At 40.2% G+C, this 19,617-nt stretch carries 18 protein-coding genes; 9 read left to right on the top strand and 9 right to left on the bottom strand.

The features are described from left to right. Positions 1-286 precede the first annotated feature (286 nt). Positions 287-3,067, bottom strand: coding sequence for a DNA polymerase I (gene polA, locus KO530_RS02290; protein WP_216046781.1), 2,781 nt, complete (start codon positions 3,065-3,067; stop codon positions 287-289). Between the two features lie 964 nt (positions 3,068-4,031). Between polA and KO530_RS02285 the strand changes: the two genes are divergently transcribed. Beyond that, the gene (locus KO530_RS02285; protein ID WP_216046813.1) at positions 4,032-5,483 is read left to right on the top strand and encodes a TrkH family potassium uptake protein; all 1,452 of its coding nucleotides are present in this window, start codon (positions 4,032-4,034) and stop codon (positions 5,481-5,483) included. Positions 5,484-5,724: 241 nt separating this feature from the next. Here KO530_RS02285 and KO530_RS02280 read toward each other — a convergent pair whose 3' ends face one another. The 7 genes from KO530_RS02280 to def all read right to left on the bottom strand — a co-directional run bounded on the left by KO530_RS02280 (position 5,725) and on the right by def (position 11,987). Next, positions 5,725-6,468: a complement resistance protein TraT gene (locus KO530_RS02280; protein ID WP_216046780.1), complete on the bottom strand. Its 744-nt coding sequence runs from the start codon at positions 6,466-6,468 to the stop codon at positions 5,725-5,727. Between the two features lie 64 nt (positions 6,469-6,532). Next, positions 6,533-6,823 carry a hypothetical protein gene (locus KO530_RS02275; protein ID WP_252728753.1) on the bottom strand — a complete coding sequence of 97 codons (291 nt, stop codon included), beginning with the start codon at positions 6,821-6,823 and terminating at the stop codon, positions 6,533-6,535. Between the two features lie 275 nt (positions 6,824-7,098). Then, complete coding sequence (locus KO530_RS02270; protein WP_216046779.1) at positions 7,099-7,647, bottom strand: DUF2780 domain-containing protein; 549 nt, start codon at positions 7,645-7,647, stop codon at positions 7,099-7,101. A 106-nt stretch (positions 7,648-7,753) separates the two neighbouring features. Beyond that, positions 7,754-9,133 (bottom strand): Trk system potassium transporter TrkA, encoded by a 1,380-nt coding sequence (gene trkA, locus KO530_RS02265; protein WP_216046778.1) that lies wholly within the window; start codon positions 9,131-9,133, stop codon positions 7,754-7,756. 22 nt (positions 9,134-9,155) lie between these two features. Next, positions 9,156-10,469: a 16S rRNA (cytosine(967)-C(5))-methyltransferase RsmB gene (gene rsmB, locus KO530_RS02260; protein WP_216046777.1), complete on the bottom strand. Its 1,314-nt coding sequence runs from the start codon at positions 10,467-10,469 to the stop codon at positions 9,156-9,158. A 23-nt stretch (positions 10,470-10,492) separates the two neighbouring features. Then, positions 10,493-11,458, bottom strand: coding sequence for a methionyl-tRNA formyltransferase (gene fmt / locus KO530_RS02255; protein WP_216046776.1), 966 nt, complete (start codon positions 11,456-11,458; stop codon positions 10,493-10,495). 16 nt (positions 11,459-11,474) lie between these two features. Further along, positions 11,475-11,987, bottom strand: a complete 513-nt coding sequence (gene def, locus KO530_RS02250) for a peptide deformylase (protein WP_216046775.1) — start codon at positions 11,985-11,987, stop codon at positions 11,475-11,477. A 227-nt stretch (positions 11,988-12,214) separates the two neighbouring features. On the opposite strand from def, the gene KO530_RS02245 reads away from it, so the two are divergent. From KO530_RS02245 to KO530_RS02210, 8 genes are all read left to right on the top strand, one after another. Beyond that, positions 12,215-13,276: a LysM peptidoglycan-binding domain-containing protein gene (locus tag KO530_RS02245; RefSeq protein WP_252728749.1), complete on the top strand. Its 1,062-nt coding sequence runs from the start codon at positions 12,215-12,217 to the stop codon at positions 13,274-13,276. A 30-nt stretch (positions 13,277-13,306) separates the two neighbouring features. Further along, on the top strand, positions 13,307-14,476 hold the full coding sequence (gene dprA / locus KO530_RS02240; protein WP_216046773.1) for a DNA-processing protein DprA: 1,170 nt from the start codon (positions 13,307-13,309) through the stop codon (positions 14,474-14,476). A 1-nt stretch (position 14,477) separates the two neighbouring features. After that, positions 14,478-14,954: a DUF494 family protein gene (locus tag KO530_RS02235; RefSeq protein ID WP_216046772.1), complete on the top strand. Its 477-nt coding sequence runs from the start codon at positions 14,478-14,480 to the stop codon at positions 14,952-14,954. A 64-nt stretch (positions 14,955-15,018) separates the two neighbouring features. Next, positions 15,019-15,588, top strand: a complete 570-nt coding sequence (locus KO530_RS02230; protein WP_216046771.1) for a DNA topoisomerase family protein — start codon at positions 15,019-15,021, stop codon at positions 15,586-15,588. Positions 15,589-15,668: 80 nt separating this feature from the next. After that, entirely contained in the window at positions 15,669-16,232 is a 564-nt protein-coding gene (locus KO530_RS02225; RefSeq protein ID WP_216046770.1) for a Sua5/YciO/YrdC/YwlC family protein, read from the top strand. A gap of 2 nt (positions 16,233-16,234) precedes the next feature. After that, on the top strand, positions 16,235-17,173 hold the full coding sequence (gene hemF / locus KO530_RS02220) for an oxygen-dependent coproporphyrinogen oxidase (RefSeq protein ID WP_216046769.1): 939 nt from the start codon (positions 16,235-16,237) through the stop codon (positions 17,171-17,173). A 6-nt stretch (positions 17,174-17,179) separates the two neighbouring features. Beyond that, complete coding sequence (gene aroE / locus KO530_RS02215) at positions 17,180-18,010, top strand: shikimate dehydrogenase (protein ID WP_216046768.1); 831 nt, start codon at positions 17,180-17,182, stop codon at positions 18,008-18,010. Further along, entirely contained in the window at positions 18,007-18,258 is a 252-nt protein-coding gene (locus tag KO530_RS02210; protein WP_216046767.1) for a DUF1488 family protein, read from the top strand. The genes aroE and KO530_RS02210 overlap by 4 nt, the downstream gene beginning before the upstream one ends. A 32-nt stretch (positions 18,259-18,290) precedes the next feature. Here KO530_RS02210 and KO530_RS02205 read toward each other — a convergent pair whose 3' ends face one another. Next, a complete protein-coding gene (locus KO530_RS02205; RefSeq protein WP_216046766.1) occupies positions 18,291-18,830 on the bottom strand; it encodes a gamma carbonic anhydrase family protein in 540 nt (179 codons plus the stop codon). Positions 18,831-19,617 lie beyond the last annotated feature (787 nt).

The raw sequence follows: 19,617 nt of genomic DNA, 5'->3' as shown, positions 1-19,617 counted from the left end.
CTTGATTATTTGATGGCTGCGAGTCTATTCAGCATTTGATGTGCAGGCGTTTAATAGCGAATTAAAAAGGTCTTAGTTATAGCTGATAGTGTTAGGCTGGGAAGGTTCTAAAAGGCATAAAAAAACCCCAGCAAATTGCTGGGGTCGAAAGCAAAGGTATATCTAACTTAATAAGTTAACCTCTGTACCCTACAAAGCTCATTCTAGCTATGGAATTGAAAAAATCAAATATTTTTGTAATATTATTACAGAAATAATCGGGTTTAGATTAGATTTAAGCACTTTATTAATGCGCTTCATCCCAATTCTCACCCTCTCCAGCCTCTACTATTAAAGGTACTGATAGGTCACAGGCGTTCTCCATCAAGGTTATTATGGATTGTGTGTTTTCTTTTATGTTTTGTTCTTTTATTTCAAAAACAAGTTCATCGTGTACCTGCATGATCATTTGCACATCGTCATTTTTCAGGCTCTCGATCCAATCATCTACCTTCAACATGGCCATTTTAATAATATCGGCCGCGGTTCCTTGCATAGGTGCATTAATCGCAGCTCGTTCAGCGCCTTGTCGTCTCATGCCATTACTTGCGTTGATATCTGGAAGGTATAAACGTCGACCGAACACTGTAGAAACGAAACCGTCTTCTTTTGCAGCTACTCGGGTCTGTTCCATATATTTTAATACGCCAGGGTATCGCTCAAAGTACAAATTCATGTACTTTTGTGCATCTTGCCTTGGAATATTTAATTGTCTGGCTAAACCGAACGCAGACATCCCATAAATTAACCCAAAGTTAATCGCCTTAGCACTGCGTCTTTGCTCTGTAGTAACATTTTCTAGAGCGACTCCAAATACCTCAGCAGCCGTGGCCTTATGCACATCTTTACCGGAAGAAAAAGCGTCCAAAAGCCCTTTATCTTCTGACAGATGCGCCATTATTCTTAATTCAATTTGAGAATAATCGGCTGCGACAATTTTATAACCTTTTCGCGCGACAAAGGCCTGCCTAACTTTTCTGCCTTCTTCGGTTCTGATTGGGATATTTTGTAGATTTGGCTCGGTGGATGATAAACGTCCTGTGGCTGCAATCGCCTGATGATAACTAGTGTGCACTCTACCTGTTCTAGGGTTTATCATCTTAGGTAGTTTATCTGTATAGGTATTCTTTAGTTTGGTTAGCCCTCTAAATTCCATCAAAAGTTTCGGCAAAGGATAGTTTAAAGCGAGTTCTTGAAGTACTTCCTCAGCAGTAGATGGTGCGCCTTTTGGGGTCTTTTTCAAGACCGGCAAATCTAGCTTATTAAATAAAATTTCCTGCAATTGTTTGGTTGAACCAAGATTAAACTCTTCGCCAGCCATTTCATGAACTTCTTTTTCCAATTGCATAATACGAGAAGCTAAGTTTTGACTCTGTTGCAATAAGGTTTGACTATCAATTAACACGCCTCTTTGTTCCATTTTAGCTAACACCGATGCCAGCGGGACTTCAATGTCGAGTAATACGTGTTTTAGTGATTCGTGTTCACACAGCTTTGGCCACAACTCTTGGTGCAAGCGTAAAGTAACATCTGCGTCTTCAGCGGCATAAGGGGAAGCTTTTTCTAGCGGTATTTGATTAAAGGTTAATTGTTTAGCGCCTTTACCTGCAATTTCTTCGAAACTAATTGCGTTATGTTGTAAGTAATACTTCGATAGGCTATCCATGTCGTGGCGTGTGGCCACGCTATTGAGGACGTAGGATTCAAGCATGGTATCGAATTCAATTCCGCGAAGTACAATATTGTAATTCGCTAATACATTTTTGTCGTACTTCAGGTGTTGTCCGACTTTTTTATGGGATTCACTTTCCAGCAAAGGTTTGAATTTTTCTAATACCATTGCGCGGTCTAGTTGTTCAGGTGCATCCAAATAGTCATGGGCTAAAGGCAGGTATGCAGCTTCGCCTGCCTTTACCGAAAATGACATACCGACTAATTCTGCCTCCATATAATTTAGGCTCGTTGTTTCGGTATCAAAGGCAAACAATTCAGCTTGTTCTAAACGGCTTAGCCAATCCTCTAATTCGGCTTCGGTTAATATTGTGGTGTAAGCTGTTTCTTCAACTTTTGGAGGAGTATTAACGTCTGTTTCATCTACTGTCGCCGTGGCACTGGCAGATTTATTCGCTGAATTCAGTATACTGCGGCCGTCAGTTGCTTCGGCTAACCAACGTTTAAACTCGTATTCCTTAAACAGCTCCACTAACTCTTCATGTGCCGGTGGTGTGGGGCTGAGTTCAGTCGGTCCAAATTCGAGCTTCACATCAAGTTTAATGGTGGCAAGTTCATAAGAAAGTCGTGCTTGAGTTTCAAATTCACGCATCTTGTCGGCCATTTTCTTAGCGCCTCTAAACTCAAGCTCTGCAATCTTATCTAAATTTTTATAGATTTCATCAATGCTGCCAATACCTTGTAGCAAGCCTAAAGCGCTTTTATCGCCAACCCCTGGAACACCTGGAATATTATCCACTTTGTCGCCTTTGAGCGCCAAAAAGTCGATTATTAAATTGGCAGGTATGCCAAATTTTTCGATTACACCGTCTTTATCCATGATGTGGTTGTTCATGGTGTTAATTAACGTAACGTGTTCATTAACCAGTTGAGCCATATCTTTATCGCCGGTGCTGATCAGGGTAGGGATGCCTTGTTCAGTGGCTTGTTGCGCTAAGGTGCCAATTACATCGTCGGCTTCAACCCCATCTTCAACAATCAAAGGTAACCCCATTGCTTTAATGATGGCATGTAAAGGTGCAATCTGACTTCTCAATTCATCAGGCATGGGCGGGCGGTTGGCTTTATATTCAGGATAAATATCATCTCTAAAGGTTTTCCCTTTAGCATCAAAAATGACAGCCATATGCGTAGGTGAATATTGCTGTATAAGGCTGCGTAACATATTAACTACGCCGTAGATTGCACCCGTATCTTGACCCTTCGAATTGGTTAACGGCGGCATGCCGTGGAACGCTCTAAAAAGATAAGATGAGCCATCTACAAGGATAAAAGGATTGTTTGGAACCGATGCCATAGAAGAGATCCATATTGATTAAGCTGGAAAAGGCGTCAGAATGCCACATAAAGGCTTTAGCATCTACCACCAAAGTTGTGGATAACTTTGTAGATAAAAAGTATCACGCACGGTTAAATGCATCAAAAATAAATCTTTTCAATGTGTTCAAAGCCTTATCGGCTGTACTTTTCGTTATTAAGGAGAAAGAATATCCTTTAACATATTTTTTTTATTATCTTGTGGATAACTTTTTTATTCTAGAGAGCTTTATTGTAAATAGCTTATTCTAGATTGTTGTTTCTAGCATGGGCTGGTTTGTCGTCCCAACTTGATCTAGCAGTTCTTACAGCTTAAAAACAATTAAGATTGTAAAACTGGACTGCTCTAATAAGTTCCATTTATCGCGGCAAATCGACAGATTCTGATTAGCTGAAAATCGAGCAGGGCGGTAATGTACCACATAAAAAACAATAGGGAAGGTTCTGGCTTAAACTATTTTTGAATCAAAACTTGAGGGTTAAAATACACATTTGCATAAGCCACAAAAACAAAGGGCTAGCGTCTAGCGATTTATCAATTTCAAGTTCCTTGTACAGTAAAAATAATTAAAAAACATAACTCGTATGTTAGCGCTTACAAACTTTCGGTTTTAGCGCTGCTTACCTGCCAATGAATCTACATTTTGCATGCTTGGTAGGGGCGGAGATCTATCAAAAATGTTGGTCGTCAGATTTTAACTATTAGTTAAAATGCTCTCAAAAGGGCAGTTTTACCTCAGCCCAAGGTCGCAAGCTCAACAAAAACAACATTTTAAACCTAGATTAATTACAATTAGTACTTTAGATTTGTAAGCTTGCAGATGATAATTGCATAAATAACCAAACATTAAATATACAAGGCTCGGTCTTGTTAGAGATACAACAAATATGAATCCAAATTACCGGTGCGACCAGTGGCCTCAAAATAGGCCGAATACGCAATGATGCAATACCGCACTATCATTCGTATTCTGGGGTTATTGGTCGCATTGTTCAGCTCAACAATGTTGTTTCCTGCAACTATCTCATTGATTTTTGAAGATGGCAGTGGGCTGCCATTCATACTTGCGTTCTTTTTAATCTTATTCACTGGCTTAGCAATTTGGTATCCCAATAGACGTCACCGAAATGACTTACGTGCAAAAGAAGGGTTTTTAATTGTCGTTTTGTTTTGGGTGGTGTTGGCCAGTTTTGGTGCCTTTCCATTTCTGTTGCTCGATCAACCCAGAATGACGGTTACAGATGCGTTTTTCGAGTCTTTTTCGGCTTTAACGACAACGGGCGCTACCGTAATTGAAGGGATCGAATACCTACCAAAATCTGTTCAGTTTTATCGTCAACAACTACAATGGTTAGGCGGTATGGGAATTATTGTACTTGCCGTAGCTATCCTGCCCATTCTAGGGGTAGGGGGCATGCAGCTTTATCGTGCTGAGACTCCTGGCCCAGTTAAAGATTCTAAAATGACACCTCGGATTGCAGATACTGCAAAACACTTGTGGTACATCTACCTTGCTCTTACCGTAGCTTGTTCAATCGCCTATTGGGTTGCTGGTATGGATTGGTTTGACGCCATTTGTCACTCATTTTCGACTATCGCCATCGGTGGATTCTCTACCTACGACGCAAGTTTAGGCCATTTTAACAGTCCAGTAATTAATCTTATCTGTGTGGTTTTTTTATGGATAGCAGCATTAAATTTCGCCTTGCACTACGCTGCTGCCAGCGGACGTTCGTTGCGAGGATATATTTATGATCCAGAATTTAAGGCCTTCTTTTTCATTCAGTTCGTATTGATTCTGGTGTGTTTTTTGGTTTTGGTAAACCACCAGATATTTGGCACCGCTGAAACCGCTTTTAATCAGGCAATATTCCAAGCCGTATCTATTAGTACCACGGCTGGGTTTGTGACCACTGATTTTACCAGCTGGCCGGTATTCCTACCTATATTATTAATTTTTTCCAGTTTCATCGGTGGCTGTGCTGGCTCAACGGGTGGAGGATTAAAAGTCATTCGCGTTTTCCTTTTATACCTGCAAGGTAAACGAGAAGTTGAAAGGTTGATACATCCCAAAGCGGTATATTCTGTAAAGTTAGGGGATAGACTTATGCCTGAGCGAGTTGTAGAAGCTGTGTGGGGGTTCTTTTCTGCTTATGCGATGATATTTGTGGTCATTATGATCGGCTTGATAGCCACAGGTATGGATAATTTAACGGCGTTTTCTGCTACCGCTGCAACACTAAACAATTTAGGTCCAGGATTGGGTACAGTGGCCGGTACTTTTGCTGATGTTTCTGATTCAGGAAAGTGGTTGTTAATTATTGCGATGTTATTTGGACGACTTGAAGTGTTTTCTCTATTAGTCTTATTCTCTCCAACATTCTGGCGTAGCTAATCTAAAAAGACACATAAACTTTGATAGTTGCGCGGAGACTGATACTAGCAGTCTCAATTTATCTTCTTTCTAGCGTAAAACCGGACCTATGGGTAGATGCTATGTCAACTTGGGATGATGCAGTGTGAGTCTGAGTGAGATAAGAAGCGATGTTTGAATACGTTATTGGGTACACAAAACATCGCTGATTTGAAAAGTATGGTTTAGGCATACACTAGAATCGTATGCCTAGCAGTAAAATTTAGAAAAATGACGCCATTGCATATGCTGTTTTATCAAACATAGTAGGTTGTGCTTCTTCTAACTCTAAATTGGCTTTATTCGCTGTAGTGACTACTCTGGTGCGATATTCTTTTTGATTCGTTGCTTCTGAATAGGTTTGCGTGGTAGCACCATCATCAGAAATTTTGGTGTTAATTTTTGAATCTCTGCGGACCAAAACGCCAGAACGTGCACGTTCCTTTATTTGAATATCAGCGACTAATAAAAAAGTCACATCTTTAACAAATGCGTTTGCTGCGGTAGACACTAACCCACCAACAAGACCACCTGCTGCTGCATCACGATAACCACCTCCAGCGGCATAACCTAGCGCAGACCCTGCGGCTACACCTTCAAAACCAGTTCTTAGGTAGTTCGCTGCCGCTGTAGGTGAAGCCTTTTCGAGGTTCCGTACAAACACACTCATTGAAAATTGTGCATCTTCTGGACTGTCTACAAATGAGTAACCATTTCCACTGCCTGAAATTTGCGATACTAATGCTTCACGAAACGCATTTCGGTCAAATTCCATCACTGCAGAACGAACTTCAAGATATATTTTGCGTTTTTCAGGTGCCACAGCATCAACAAAGATTGAGGTACTTAATTTAGTTTGAACATCTAAATCTTTTTTGGCTATTGACGTATGCACAGCCGCACACCCAGACAACATGAGCGTGAGCATTGCGAATATCAAAAAATTGAAGTGTTGATTCCTTTTCATTTTTATAATTACCTTTTTAATGTTTATTAGTATTGTGTGGTGAGGTTAAATAAAAAAACTATTATTAGTAATAACGTCCATAATATCGGTAATAATAACGACAGTTTCGATATTCTCTCCAATTATATCTAAGTAAATCTCGGCAGGTATATCCTGGGCGCCAATTTTGTCCTGAATATTCCGCTGGTTTTACATTTTTTTCTAGCATGCTTTTTATATAAGCATCAACTTCTTCCGGCTTTTCTGCCAAAAATGGTTTAGCCATTACTTCTTTATTTAATTGGGCTTGCATCTTGGCTAATTCGTCTGCGTCTGATTGCGGATCAGACCAACTGAATAGAGGTGTGAATAACATTACAAATATACAAAAACGTGGGAAAGTGACTCTGTTTGAGAAAGTTTGAATATTCATAACTTTCCTCCTTAAAAGTTAAAATACAAAATTAAATACAACGTATTAACAATACTATAGTTCAACATTGTTCATTTTAACACCAGTTTTTGATGAACTTAATGTTAAAATGATTTTTGTCATGCCGGTGAATATCCCTCACCTAACAAGCTTCTATCTTTCAATAATCGCCAGTTAAAAGCAGTATTATTAAAAGATAGAATGGAAATAGATTTATTTTAGTTGCCAGTTTGGCCCATTAAATTGCCGAAACCTTGCATTAATAAGTCTTTAGCTTGCTTGCCTTCTTCTGTATCTAGATATGCTTTAGCTTGTTCTACATACTGCATAATCATTTCAGGTTTAAGACCTAGTGCTTCGAATTGTTTTTTCACTTCATTAATGGCTTTAACTGAGTCGTTGTACTCTGCAGCTTTGTCTAATAATGAACCTAGCCCATCAGTACTTTTTAACTCACTTACGTCAGGAGCGGCGCTGATAAGTTCGTTAATGCCTGGCAAAGTTTCAGATAACTGACTAAATTTGTCAGCGGTCAAATTACCTTTTACATAATTAAACAATGAACCTAAGCCACCTTCTGCTTGTGATGAATCGACGTTCAAATTTTCAATTAGGCTGCCTACCATCGCACTCGTAGTTGGCACTGTTTCTTCCGCTTCTTCACTCATTCCAAACATACTTTTTAATGAATCAAACCAGCCTTCGGCATGAGATTGAGCTGAAAAAGTTAATGTAGCAACAGTAAGTAAAATGGCAATATGTTTCATTTTTTTGTCTCTGTATAAAAGTTGAGGGTGTCTCAACAGGTTTAACTGCAATAATAGTGCAAAGTAGCACAACTTATATTAATAAGGATATACAACTATTGTTTAACTAACCAAAAAAGAATGCGCTGGGCTGGAATAATTTTTCCACATCTGAGATGAATTTTTTATCGACTAAAAACAAGATAACGTGGTCGTTCGCTTCAATTGATGTGGTGCTATGGGCGATAATAACTTCATCTTGGCGAACGATAGCGCCTATGGTTGTTCCTGGTGGTAACTTAATATCGCTTATTTTTTTGCCGATAACTTTCGAGGTGTTTTCATCACCATGGGCAATTGCTTCAATGGCTTCGGCTGCACCTCTACGTAATGAGTAAACATTGACTATGTCACCACGTCGGATATGGGTAAGCAGAGCAGATATCGTCGCTTGTTGTGGTGAAAATGCAATATCAATTTCGCCGCCTTGAACCAAGTCAACATAAGCACTTCTTTGGATCAATACCATGGCTTTTTGTGCACCCAGTCTCTTGGCTAACATGGCCGACATAATATTTGCTTCGTCGTCATTCGTTACCGCTATAAAAGCGTCAACTTGTTGCACATTCTCTTCTGTCAATAATTCATGGTCGGAAGCATCCCCACAAAAGACGATGGTTTTATCCAAATGTGCTGATAAGTATTTGGCTCGCTCTTGGGAGTATTCGATCAATTTGACGTTATGATTGTGCTCTAATCGTTTAGCCAGTCCGGCGCCAATTAAACCTCCGCCAGCTATCATAATTCGTTTATAACTTGACTCTAATTTCTGCAGTTCGCTCATCACTGCTCTAATGTGTTTAGTTGCAGCGATAAAAAACACTTCATCATCGGCCTCAATGACGGTTGATGCCAACGGTCTTATTGGTTTTCCACGACGATAAATGGCAGCCACCCGAGTTTCAACATTGGGCATGTGTTCCCGCAGCGTAGATAACGCGTGACCTACTAACAGGCCACCGTAATACGCCTTAACGGCGACTAAGCTTGCTTTACCATCGGCAAATTCCACGACTTGTAACGCACCTGGATAATCAATCAAGCGCTTAATCGCTTTGGTGACTAATTGTTCTGGAGCGATTAGGTGGTCTACAGGAATATCTTGATGGTGAAACAATTTGTCTTGATGAATAATATATTGTTCGGAGCGAACTCGAGCAATTTTTGTGGGTGTATTGAAAAGAGAGTGGGCAACCTGACAGGCCATCATGTTACTTTCATCACTGTTGGTAACAGCGATCAACATGTCTGCATCTTCGGCACCGGCTTTTGCTAAAATATCAGGGTGAGAGCCAACACCGTGTACTACGCGCAAATCCAGTCGGTCTTGCAACGACCGCAAGGTATCTAGATCTGAATCAATGACGGTAATTTCGTTTTTTTCACCTACCAAGTTTTCGGCTAATGTACCGCCTACTTGACCAGCACCTAGAATTATAATTTTCATGATGTGTTAATTTCGAAACAATTTACTTTGCATTAGAAGACTTTAGCAGTCTCGCATAATAGAAACCATCCATTTGTTTTTCTCCGGGTAGAATTTGTCTTCCTGGGAAAGGTGTTTTAGACGGATTGCTCAATTCACTGAGTGTAGCATCTGCATTGTTTTCTAAGAATTCACTGATTTGTAGGTGATTCTCTTCAGGTAAAATAGAACAAGTTGCGTACAATAACGTACCGCCTGGCTTTAATATTTGCCACATGGCTGTGAGTATCTGCTGTTGTAAACCAACCAATGCTTCAATATCCGCATTTTTACGCAGCCACTTAATATCTGGATGACGTCTTATAACACCTGTTGCTGAGCAAGGGGCATCGAGTAGAATTCGGTCAAATAACTGGCCATCCCACCAACTACTGGTATCAAGCGCATCGGCAGCGACTAATTCTGCATCTAATTTTAGGCGTGTTAAATTTTCTCGTACTCTATCTAAGCGCGAGTCATCAATATCTAAGGCTACACATTTCTGCAAGTTTGCTTGGCGTTCCAATATATGGCAGGTTTTCCCTCCTGGGGCTGCACAGCAATCTAATACTAGGTCGCCTTCTTGAGCATCTAAGTAACTCGCTGCTAATTGAGCTGCACCATCTTGCACTGCAAATAGACCTTGTTGATAACCAGGTAATTGAGTGATGTCTTGGCTCTTTGAAAGTATCAATCCATCGGTATGCTCTTCACTTAGCTCGTAACCAACTTCTTGTTCTTCTAATAGACCCTTGAATGTGTTGATATCGGTTTGACGGTTATTGACTCGTAACCAGATTGGCGGTCTTTGCTGCATTGCACTGCAAAGCTCTTCCAATTGTTCGGGGTAAGCTACTTGTAGCCGCTTGAATAACCACTTAGGCAGGCCAGAGCGTATCTGCGGATCTTGGATAACTTGCTGCGCTAACTCCTGTCGAATAAAGTTTCGCAACAATGCGTTTACTAAACCTTTTAGCGGTTCAACTTTTAGTTGTCTTGCTGCCGCTACCGTTTCAGAAACCGCAGCATGGGTGGATACTCGGGTAAATGCTAGTTGATAAAACCCCAGCATGATCAAATGCTCAGCAACTTTGTATTTATTTTTTAACGGTTTATCTAATAACAGCCTTAACCAGCTTTGCAATACCGGTAGTTGGCGCAGTACGCCGTATACCATCTCTTGCAACCAGGCTTTGTCTTTATCTGAATATAACTCTTGGACTTTGGGCAGGGATTCCCGAGAAGACTGACCATTTTCTAAAATTTGATAAAGTACTTTTGCCGCATCAGCTCGCAATGTTTTATTTGTCTTGGTCACTCTTTTCTCATTGGATGGGGTACTCACGAGAGGGATTGGCCTGTTACAAACCAATTTTTCCTAGCATTTATTATGTCTGCTACTGTCATCGGTTTTTTTCCGGGGATTTGCAATTTAGCTAGTAATAAATTGTTTTCACCTGTGGTTATTTCAATACCTTTTTTGGTGACCGAAACAATTTTCCCTGGTTGTTCACTATTCACATTACCTGTATTGACTAAGCTTGCTTCCCAAAGTTTGATGGCAATTGGCTGTTCACTTTCCTCAGGGGTTAGTTCGAAGTAGGCCACGGGCCAAGGATTAAATGCTCGGACATTGCGTTCTATTTGCTCTGCCGTCATTTGCCAATCAATTAATGCTTCTTGTTTGCTGAGTTTTTCAGCGTAATTGGCAAGTGCATTATCTTGTATTTCTGGCTCAATGTTTTCAATTTTAGTTAAACATTCTAGCAATGCATCTGGGCCAATTTTTGCCAATTTATCGTATAAGCTAGCGCTGGTATCCGAAGGGGCTATTGGTATTGCTTTTTTAAGCAACATCGCACCGGTATCTAAGCCCTTATCCATTTGCATAATAGTCACACCCGTTTGCTCGTCACCCGCCCAAATCGAGCGTTGAATAGGTGCAGCGCCGCGCCAGCGAGGTAATAAAGAACCGTGTACATTTAAGCAGCCTAATCTAGGCGTATCTAAAACGATTTGCGGCAAAATCAATCCGTACGCCACAACAATCATAATATCTGGTTTTAATTCAGCTAATATTTTTTGCGCTTCGGGCGCTTTTAAAGACAATGGTTGTTGAACATTAATGTTGTGTTCTAGAGCCAATTGTTTAACCGCACTTGTTTGCAGTTTTTTACCTCTCCCCGCCGGACGATCAGGTTGACTGTATACGGCTAGAATATTATGTTCTGAATCAATTAATGCTTGTAAATGTTGTGCTGCAAAGTCCGGAGTACCGGCAAACACTATGTTCAATTTTTTGCTCAATGTAGCACTCCAAACATCAAGATGCGCGAGCGGCAAGACGCGCTTCTTTTTCTAACTTACTGCGGATACGCTTGCGTTTTAATGGCGACAGGTAATCTACAAATAACTTACCCTTGAGGTGATCAAGTTCATGTTGAATGCATATTGCTAACAAGCCATCCGCCTCCAAGGTGAATTCTTTACCTTCTGCATCTAACGCTTTTACGATTACGTGTTCTGCACGTTCTACTTTTGCATAATTATTAGGTACTGATAGACAACCTTCTTCACTGATGGCTTCTCCATCCATTTCAATGATTTCAGGATTAATAAATACTCGCGGAGTATTTTGGTCTTCAGAAATATCCATAACAACTACACGTTTATGCACGTCTACTTGCGTGGCGGCAAGTCCGATACCGTTTTCTTCTCGCATGGTTTCGAACATGTCTTCAATTAACTTGGTTATTTCTCCGTCGACTTTATCTACAGGCTTAGCGACTGTTCGAAGTCGTTCGTCGGGAAATTTTAATACGTTTAAAATGGCCATCTTGATCTTCAGCTACACTATACTTTGGTGAATATAAGGTACATTTTTAGAAAAACTGTACCTAGGGTCAGTATTAATTACTATACGGTTCAATAAAATACGCTATTGAATCATTTAAGGCGCTATTCTAGCCTAAATAGAATTAAAGTTCGATCAAGCAAATCAGTGTTTAGGTCGATACTTAACAACAAGGTTCGCTGCATGATGAGGTTGGTATGGGCAAAAGATTGAGTAAACTTCTGGTAATGCTATTGTTTTTACCATTGGCAACAATTGCAGACGTAATTAATATTAAGCAGACTGCACCGCAAGTTTATGTGGTGAAAAAGGGCGATACGTTGTGGGATATATCGAATATGTATCTAAGCAAGCCCTGGTTATGGCCTGAGTTATGGCGCAATAACGTACACATCAACAATCCCCATTTAATTTATCCTGGTGACGAATTACGTTTAAGGTATAACGAACAAGGCGAACCTATTCTCGATATTGTCCGTGATGACCCTAAGCCGCAAATCAAACTTTCTCCAGAAGGGCGTAAAGAGTTGAAAACAGTGCAACCGATTAATACGTTGCCCTGGAGTATTATCCGACCATACATTGAAAGTAGTACCATTATGGATGAAGAGGAGTACGAGCAGCTTCCCTACTTATTGGGAAATCAAGATGGAAATACAGCATTTGCTTCAGGTGACTTAGTCTTAACGAAAGCTGATTCGGATACGCCTGAGCAATATAACGTGGTCAGAAAACAAAATGAGCTTCGTGACCAATATGACAACCTGCTTGGTTTTCAAATTCGTCATGTCGCTGATGCGACGCCATTGGAAAGTGATGTCGAAGGTCAACATCTAGTAAAAGTGGAAGATGCCAATTTTGAAGCAAGGCGAGGCGACAAACTGCTTCCAAGTGAAGCTATGCAAATGGGGAGTATGCGATTAAAAGCTGCAACCCGTCAAAAAGGCAAAATTATTAGTAGCTTAGAACAGCATCAACTTCTTGGTAAGTATGATGTTGTAATACTTGATTTAGGCAGCCGGAAAGTGAAGCCAGGTACTGTTTTAGGTATTTACGTACAAGGCCCGAATATCCAAGTTAGTAACGATCCAAAGTACGATGGTGAAAATAGCTTTATTGATAATCTTTTTGTCGGCAGTGATGAATTGCAACAACCTGCGATTAAAGTTGGCGAGGTTGTAGTGTTCAAAGTGTTTAAAAAAGCCAGTTACGGATTGATTACCCGTTCGACAAAAACTATCCGCGAAGGAGCTATAGTCGCTAAACCGTAAAATATAATGCAATAAATTTAAGGACAGATCATGGCACAGGAAGTGCGTCACTGTGAACAAAACCTACAGGCTGATATAAAGCGCCCTAAGGATACCGAGGAAGCATTGCGGAGTTGGTTGATTCTTGACCAAATTCCTAACTTCGGTATGGGCAAACTCAAAAAATTTCAGCATGTTTATAACCTATCTGCTGATTCTCTATTAACTTATTCGAAGTCACAGTTGGCTGATTTGGGCTTTGATTCTGCTCAAGTGCAGGCTATAACTGCCCCTGACTTACGATTAGTTGATAAGGAGCTTAATTGGTTAGCTGCAGAGCGCTCGCGATTTGCTGTTTACCCTGAACACCCTGACTTTCCCTTTTTATTATCTGAAATCGCTAGACCACCACTGATTCTCTTCGGATGGGGCAATAAAAATTTACTTGCCTCCAATCAAATTGCCATGGTTGGTAGCCGTAATCCAAGTCATTACGGTAGAAACTGCGGATTTGACATTGCTTCTGGGCTTGCTTCGCATGGAATTACTATAACCAGTGGTTTAGCAATGGGAATTGATGCTTGCGCCCACCAAGGAGCCTTGAGCGCTGGTGGAAACACTTTGGCTGTATTAGGTAGCGGATTAGATAATCTTTACCCTAAAAGAAACGTTAAGCTAGCCCATGACATTATTCAGAATGAGGGGGTGATTTTGTCTGAATTTAGGGCGAGTACTAAACCCACACCTCACAACTTTCCTCGCAGAAATAGAATTGTTAGCGGATTATCCCTTGGTGTATTGGTGATAGAGGCCGCGATTAAAAGTGGCTCATTGATCACTGCAAAATATGCGATAGAGCAAAATCGCGAAGTATTTGCTATTCCGGGTAATATAAATAACCCACTTAGTGAAGGTGCGCATTTATTGATCAAACAAGGCGCCAAACTCGTATCAAGTCTGCAGGACATAATTGAAGAATTTCAGAACGTTAATTCTTGTGTTCTAACGGAATATTCTAAAAACAGTGAAAAAAGTCCGATTGAAAGCTTGGCAACCGACAAATTGTTAGATAGTGTAGATCATGACGTTACTGCGTTAGACGTCGTTATACAACGTAGCGAGATGCCGATTAAAGTCGTATTGGCGCAATTATTAGAATATGAGTTGCGTGGTTTAGTAGCCTCAGTATCTGGAGGCTACATCAAATTGAGGGGTAAATAATATGTTCGATATCCTCATGTATCTGTTTGAAAATTTCATTCACAGTGAAACTGAAATTCGTGTTGATCAAGATGAATTGACCGACGAACTCGTGCGCGCTGGATTCCATCATGATGAAATCTACAAAGCGTTATCGTGGTTAGAAAAGTTAGCCGCTTTACAAGAAACGGATATCAACCCGTATTTTGTTAAATCCGGTGGTGCTTTAGTCAATCGTATTTATACCCAAGAAGAAGAAATGCGATTGGATGTGCAATGCCGTGGTTTCTTGATGTTTTTAGAGCAGATTAATGTTTTAGACTCAGCAACAAGAGAAATGGTGGTTGATAGAGTAATGGAGATAGACTCTAAAGAATTCTGTCTCGAAGACTTAAAGTGGGTTGTGCTGATGGTACTCTTTAACGTTCCTGGTAAAGAAAACGCCTATGCTCAAATGGAAGATCTTTTATTTGAAGAGCCAGAAGGCCCCTTGCATTAAATCTCAGGTAGTAAAATCTGTGGCAATAAGCCACTGCAAATTGAAGCAAATGGCATGATCGATTATGTCTAAGATCGATCACACTCTTTTTGCCGCTCATGAACACGCACTCGATGGAGATTTTGGTGTGTGTCCTGACTGCGGCGCAAAACTCCAAATTAAACGTGGCAAAAATGGTGCTTTCCTAGGCTGCAGCCAATATCCAACATGTGATTTTGCTAAGCCCTTGCATGACAACGCAACTGTAGAGCTAAAACAAATTGACGGCTCTAAATGTCCTGACTGCGGTATGACCTTAGCGATTAAGAAAGGACGATTTGGTTTATTTATTGGTTGTACTGGTTATCCAGATTGCCACCATATCGAAGCTGTTAAGCAACAAAAGGACATCCACATTGCCTGTCCGTCATGTAAAACAGGCAAACTAATTAAACGCACAAATAAATTCGGTAAAAGTTTTTACGCCTGTGATGGCTACCCAAAGTGTAAATATGTTTTAAATTCGCAGCCGGTAGACAAAGCCTGTCCTAAATGTCATTGGTCAGTTTTAATAGAGAAGAAAGCGGACGGTCAGGTTTATTATCAGTGTCCACAAAAAGATTGCGGTATCAAGGTTCCTATTGATAGCAAATAAGCTCATTTCGTTCTGACGTCTTTCCACATTATCTCATTTGCATTACACTCCACGTCTGATTTTTAAGTATCCCTAGTCAAATGGACATAAGTCAAAATCCACAAAATTTTAAGCAGCAGTTTTTTGCTGGCGAAGTTTTTGCGTATCCCACCGAAGCAGTTTTCGGTCTGGGCTGCGATCCAACTAATGAAGCGGCAGTAATGAAATTGTTGGCGTTAAAAAATAGAAGCCTGGAAAAAGGCTTGATATTGATTGCCAGCAGTAAACAGCAACTAACCCAATATGTGAACTTTTCCGCCATCAACCCAGAGATACTTGCTGAGGTTAAAAACTCTTGGCCTGGGCCAAACACCTGGTTACTACCTAAACAACAAGGCACACCGGACTTTATTACCGGAGGCTCTGATTTGGTAGCTGTTCGGGTGAGTGATCATCCTGTGGTTAACCAAATGTGTGAACAAGTTAACAGTGCAATTGTATCGACAAGTGCGAATTTAAACGGTGAACCACCGGCTAAAACATGCGAACAAGTCTATGCGCAATTTGGTCCCTCCCTACTGTGCGTGCATGGGGCTTTAGGTAATCAAAAAAATCCAAGTCAAATCCGTAATGGCATAACCGGTGAAACAGTAAGAGCAAGTTAAATATGAACTCAAAAAGTACTCCCGATATAGATGCAGTAAAGCGCTTTTTACTGAAACTACAAGATGATATTTGTCATACCCTAGAATTAGTTGATGGAAAAAAACAGTTTAAACAAGATAATTGGCAGCGTGAAGAAGGTGGCGGTGGCCGCACTCGAGTTCTGACCAATGGCCAAGTAATTGAACAAGGTGGAGTTAACTTTTCTCATGTGTTTGGAACCCAGTTACCTGATTCTGCTACTGCCGCTCGACCTGAACTAATTGGCCGCAGTTTTCAAGCAATGGGTGTATCCTTAGTTATCCATCCAAAAAATCCTTATGTGCCAACATCTCATGCCAATGTTCGATTCTTTATGGCTGAGAAAGAAGGAGAGGAACCCGTTTGGTGGTTTGGTGGTGGTTTCGATTTAACCCCTTTTTACCCGTTTATGGAGGATGTACAGCATTGGCATGGTGTGGCGAAACAGGCTTGTTTGCCATTTGGGGAAGGGGTGTATGAAAAGTATAAGGAATGGTGCGACAGATATTTTTATATCAAACACCGAAACGAAACCAGAGGGGTTGGGGGATTGTTTTTTGATGATCTCAATGAATTAGGTTTCGAACAATCATTTGAATTTATGAAGTCTATCGGTAATGGCTTTCTTGATGCTTATATACCTATTGTTGAAAAGCGTAAAGAAACCTCTTATTCGGAACGAGAAAGACAATTTCAATTATATCGACGAGGTCGTTACGTTGAATTTAACTTGGTATATGACCGAGGAACATTATTTGGTTTGCAAACCGGTGGAAGAACAGAGTCTATTTTAATGTCTATGCCCCCGTTAGCTCGTTGGGAATATAATTTCCAACCTCAATCAAATACACCAGAAGCTAGACTCACTGAAGAATTCCTTAAACCACGCGACTGGTTAAACGAACAAGACAAAGGGAAGTAATAGATTTTGGAAATAGACAAATATGCTGTGTTTGGTAATCCAATAGCACAAAGTCGTTCGCCACTTATTCACCAAACGTTTGCTAAGCAACGCAATGAAATTATTGATTATCAAAAGATTTTAGGTCAAAAGGGAAATTTCTCAGCCAATTTAGATGAATTTTTCGCCGATCCTAATGCTAAAGGTTGCAACATAACCAGTCCTTTTAAGCAAGACGCAGTGGAATGGGTTACAGAGCTTTCTCCTGCAGCGGTAAAAGCTGGCGCAATCAATACGATTATTCGCTTAGATGAAAATCGTTTCAGAGGTGAAACCACTGATGGCCCTGGCTTAGTCTTGGACTTGAAACATCAGCACTTTGACTTTACTGACACGCGGATTTTATTAATTGGTGCTGGTGGCGCGGCGAGGGGAGTGATTCTTCCTATCTTAGAGCAAGGCGTTAAAAATATTACGATTGTGAATCGTACAAAAGAAAAAGCCGCAGAACTTGCTAACTGGTTTGCTAATGAACAGGTTTGTGCTGCAGATTTTTCTGAACTAAATACTAAATTATCACAATCTTTTGATTTAATAGTGAACTGCACTTCTGCGAGCTTAAGTGGTCAATTGCCTGATCTATCTGACAATGTGCTGTCGCAAGCAACTATGGTTTACGACATGGTTTACCTTTCAACTCCAACTGTTTTTGTAGAACGAGCCAAAACACTAGGAGTTACCCATACGAGTGATGGCTTAGGTATGTTGGTCGGACAGGCCGCCCATAGTTTTAAATTGTGGCGCGGTTACATGCCAGACATTGAACCGGTAATGCAACAGATAAGACGTATGTTATGAATCAGGCTATTCAAATAGTGGATGGCTTTGAATATGATGAGCGATATAAAGGACTCAAAATTATCGCTATAAATAACGGTGCATTAGTAAACTGTTATATTACCGAAGTGACACAACAAGAAGCGGAAGCATTTTATGCTCTTCATCAATTTGATTTCGAAGAGCATATAAGTTTGCTAATTGAACAAGAAGAGTTTAATCAAAACGGTGATATATCGTTTTCTAAATCTGAACTGCCACTTAACTAAGTATCAGTTCTTAGTTAATTCTAAAGTCGCGCTTAAACTTCAGCTAAATATTCATCTTTAGTCACTAAGTAATTGTCTGCGGAAACTTTTAAGAATGCTATTTCAGCTTCAGATAGTTTTCGAGCTTGTTTCGCCGGGCTGCCAACATATAAGAAACCACTTTTTAAAGTTTTATTTGGTGGCACTAAACAACCTGCACCAACAAACACATCATCTTCGACTATCGCGCCGTCCATTATAATTGCACCCATACCGACCAATATACGATTTCCCAATGTACAACCATGCAGCATACATTTGTGGCCTATGGTTACGTCGTCACCAACAATTAATGGATATCCGTCTGGGTTATTAACGCTGGAGCGGGTAACGTGTAGCACTGTACCATCCTGAATGTTAGTTCTATGACCAATTCGTATACTATTCACATCACCTCTGGCGGCGACTAATGGCCAGATACTCACTTCGTCCCCACAAACTACATCGCCAACTATGACACTGGAATTATCAATATAACACTTAGCTCCAAACACTGGAGTCATTCCTTTAAACGATGAAATTGGTTTTTGCATGTCGTTGTTACCTATATGAAGCGACCTTTGTTTATTAGGACAATACTAACATTGTTTTTAAAAATCGTCCTTTACCGGTTAATAGTAGGCAGTATTAAAGTCTTCTTATATAAGTGTTATAGAACTAAACTTATTTATTTAGCAATGATGTAGCTGTTTTGAGCCAGTATTATTTGGAGTTGTGCTTTATAAAGATTTTAGAAGCTTTGTAAAACTAAGTAATAGGAAGCTTATTCAACTCTGTACCACTGTTCTCTGTTTACGCTTCAATAACTAGAAACGCATCGTCTAAAAAGCCTAAAGATACGAATAACCAAGCATTAGTTTTAAAAAGCTTCTCTAACCGCTAAGCGAAACACTACAAAAGTCAGCTCAAATAATCAGCAAATAAGCAATAATTGACGCAAAAATAAGCAAACAAACGGATTTTTCAATTTATTTTAAAATAGCCCTTGATCTTCGGATTATGGTCTGTAGAATGCGCGCCTCGCTTCGGGACAAACTTTAAAGAATGTCTCTTCTTAATAGCCTTTATATGAATATTAAGAGCAAGCCGCAAGGCAAGTGTGGAGCGGGATGGAGACGATTTAGCGATTTGAAATAAATTCAAAAAAACTAAATAAAAACGTTGACATCAAATACCGGAAGTGTAGAATACGCCTCCCGCTTGAGAGAGACCTAACGGACTCACTAAGCAGAAAGATTTTAAGGGTAACGCCAAGAGGCAGTGACCTAGTGTTAAAAACCTTCGGGTAAAGACACTGAACGTTCTTTAACAATTTGCAAC

Origin of the sequence: Aliiglaciecola lipolytica, assembly GCF_018860635.1 — a bacterium.
Lineage (GTDB): Bacteria > Pseudomonadota > Gammaproteobacteria > Enterobacterales > Alteromonadaceae > Aliiglaciecola > Aliiglaciecola lipolytica_A.
The sequence above is the reverse complement of the archived record's forward strand: the minus strand, read 5'-3'. Positions and strand labels throughout refer to the sequence as shown.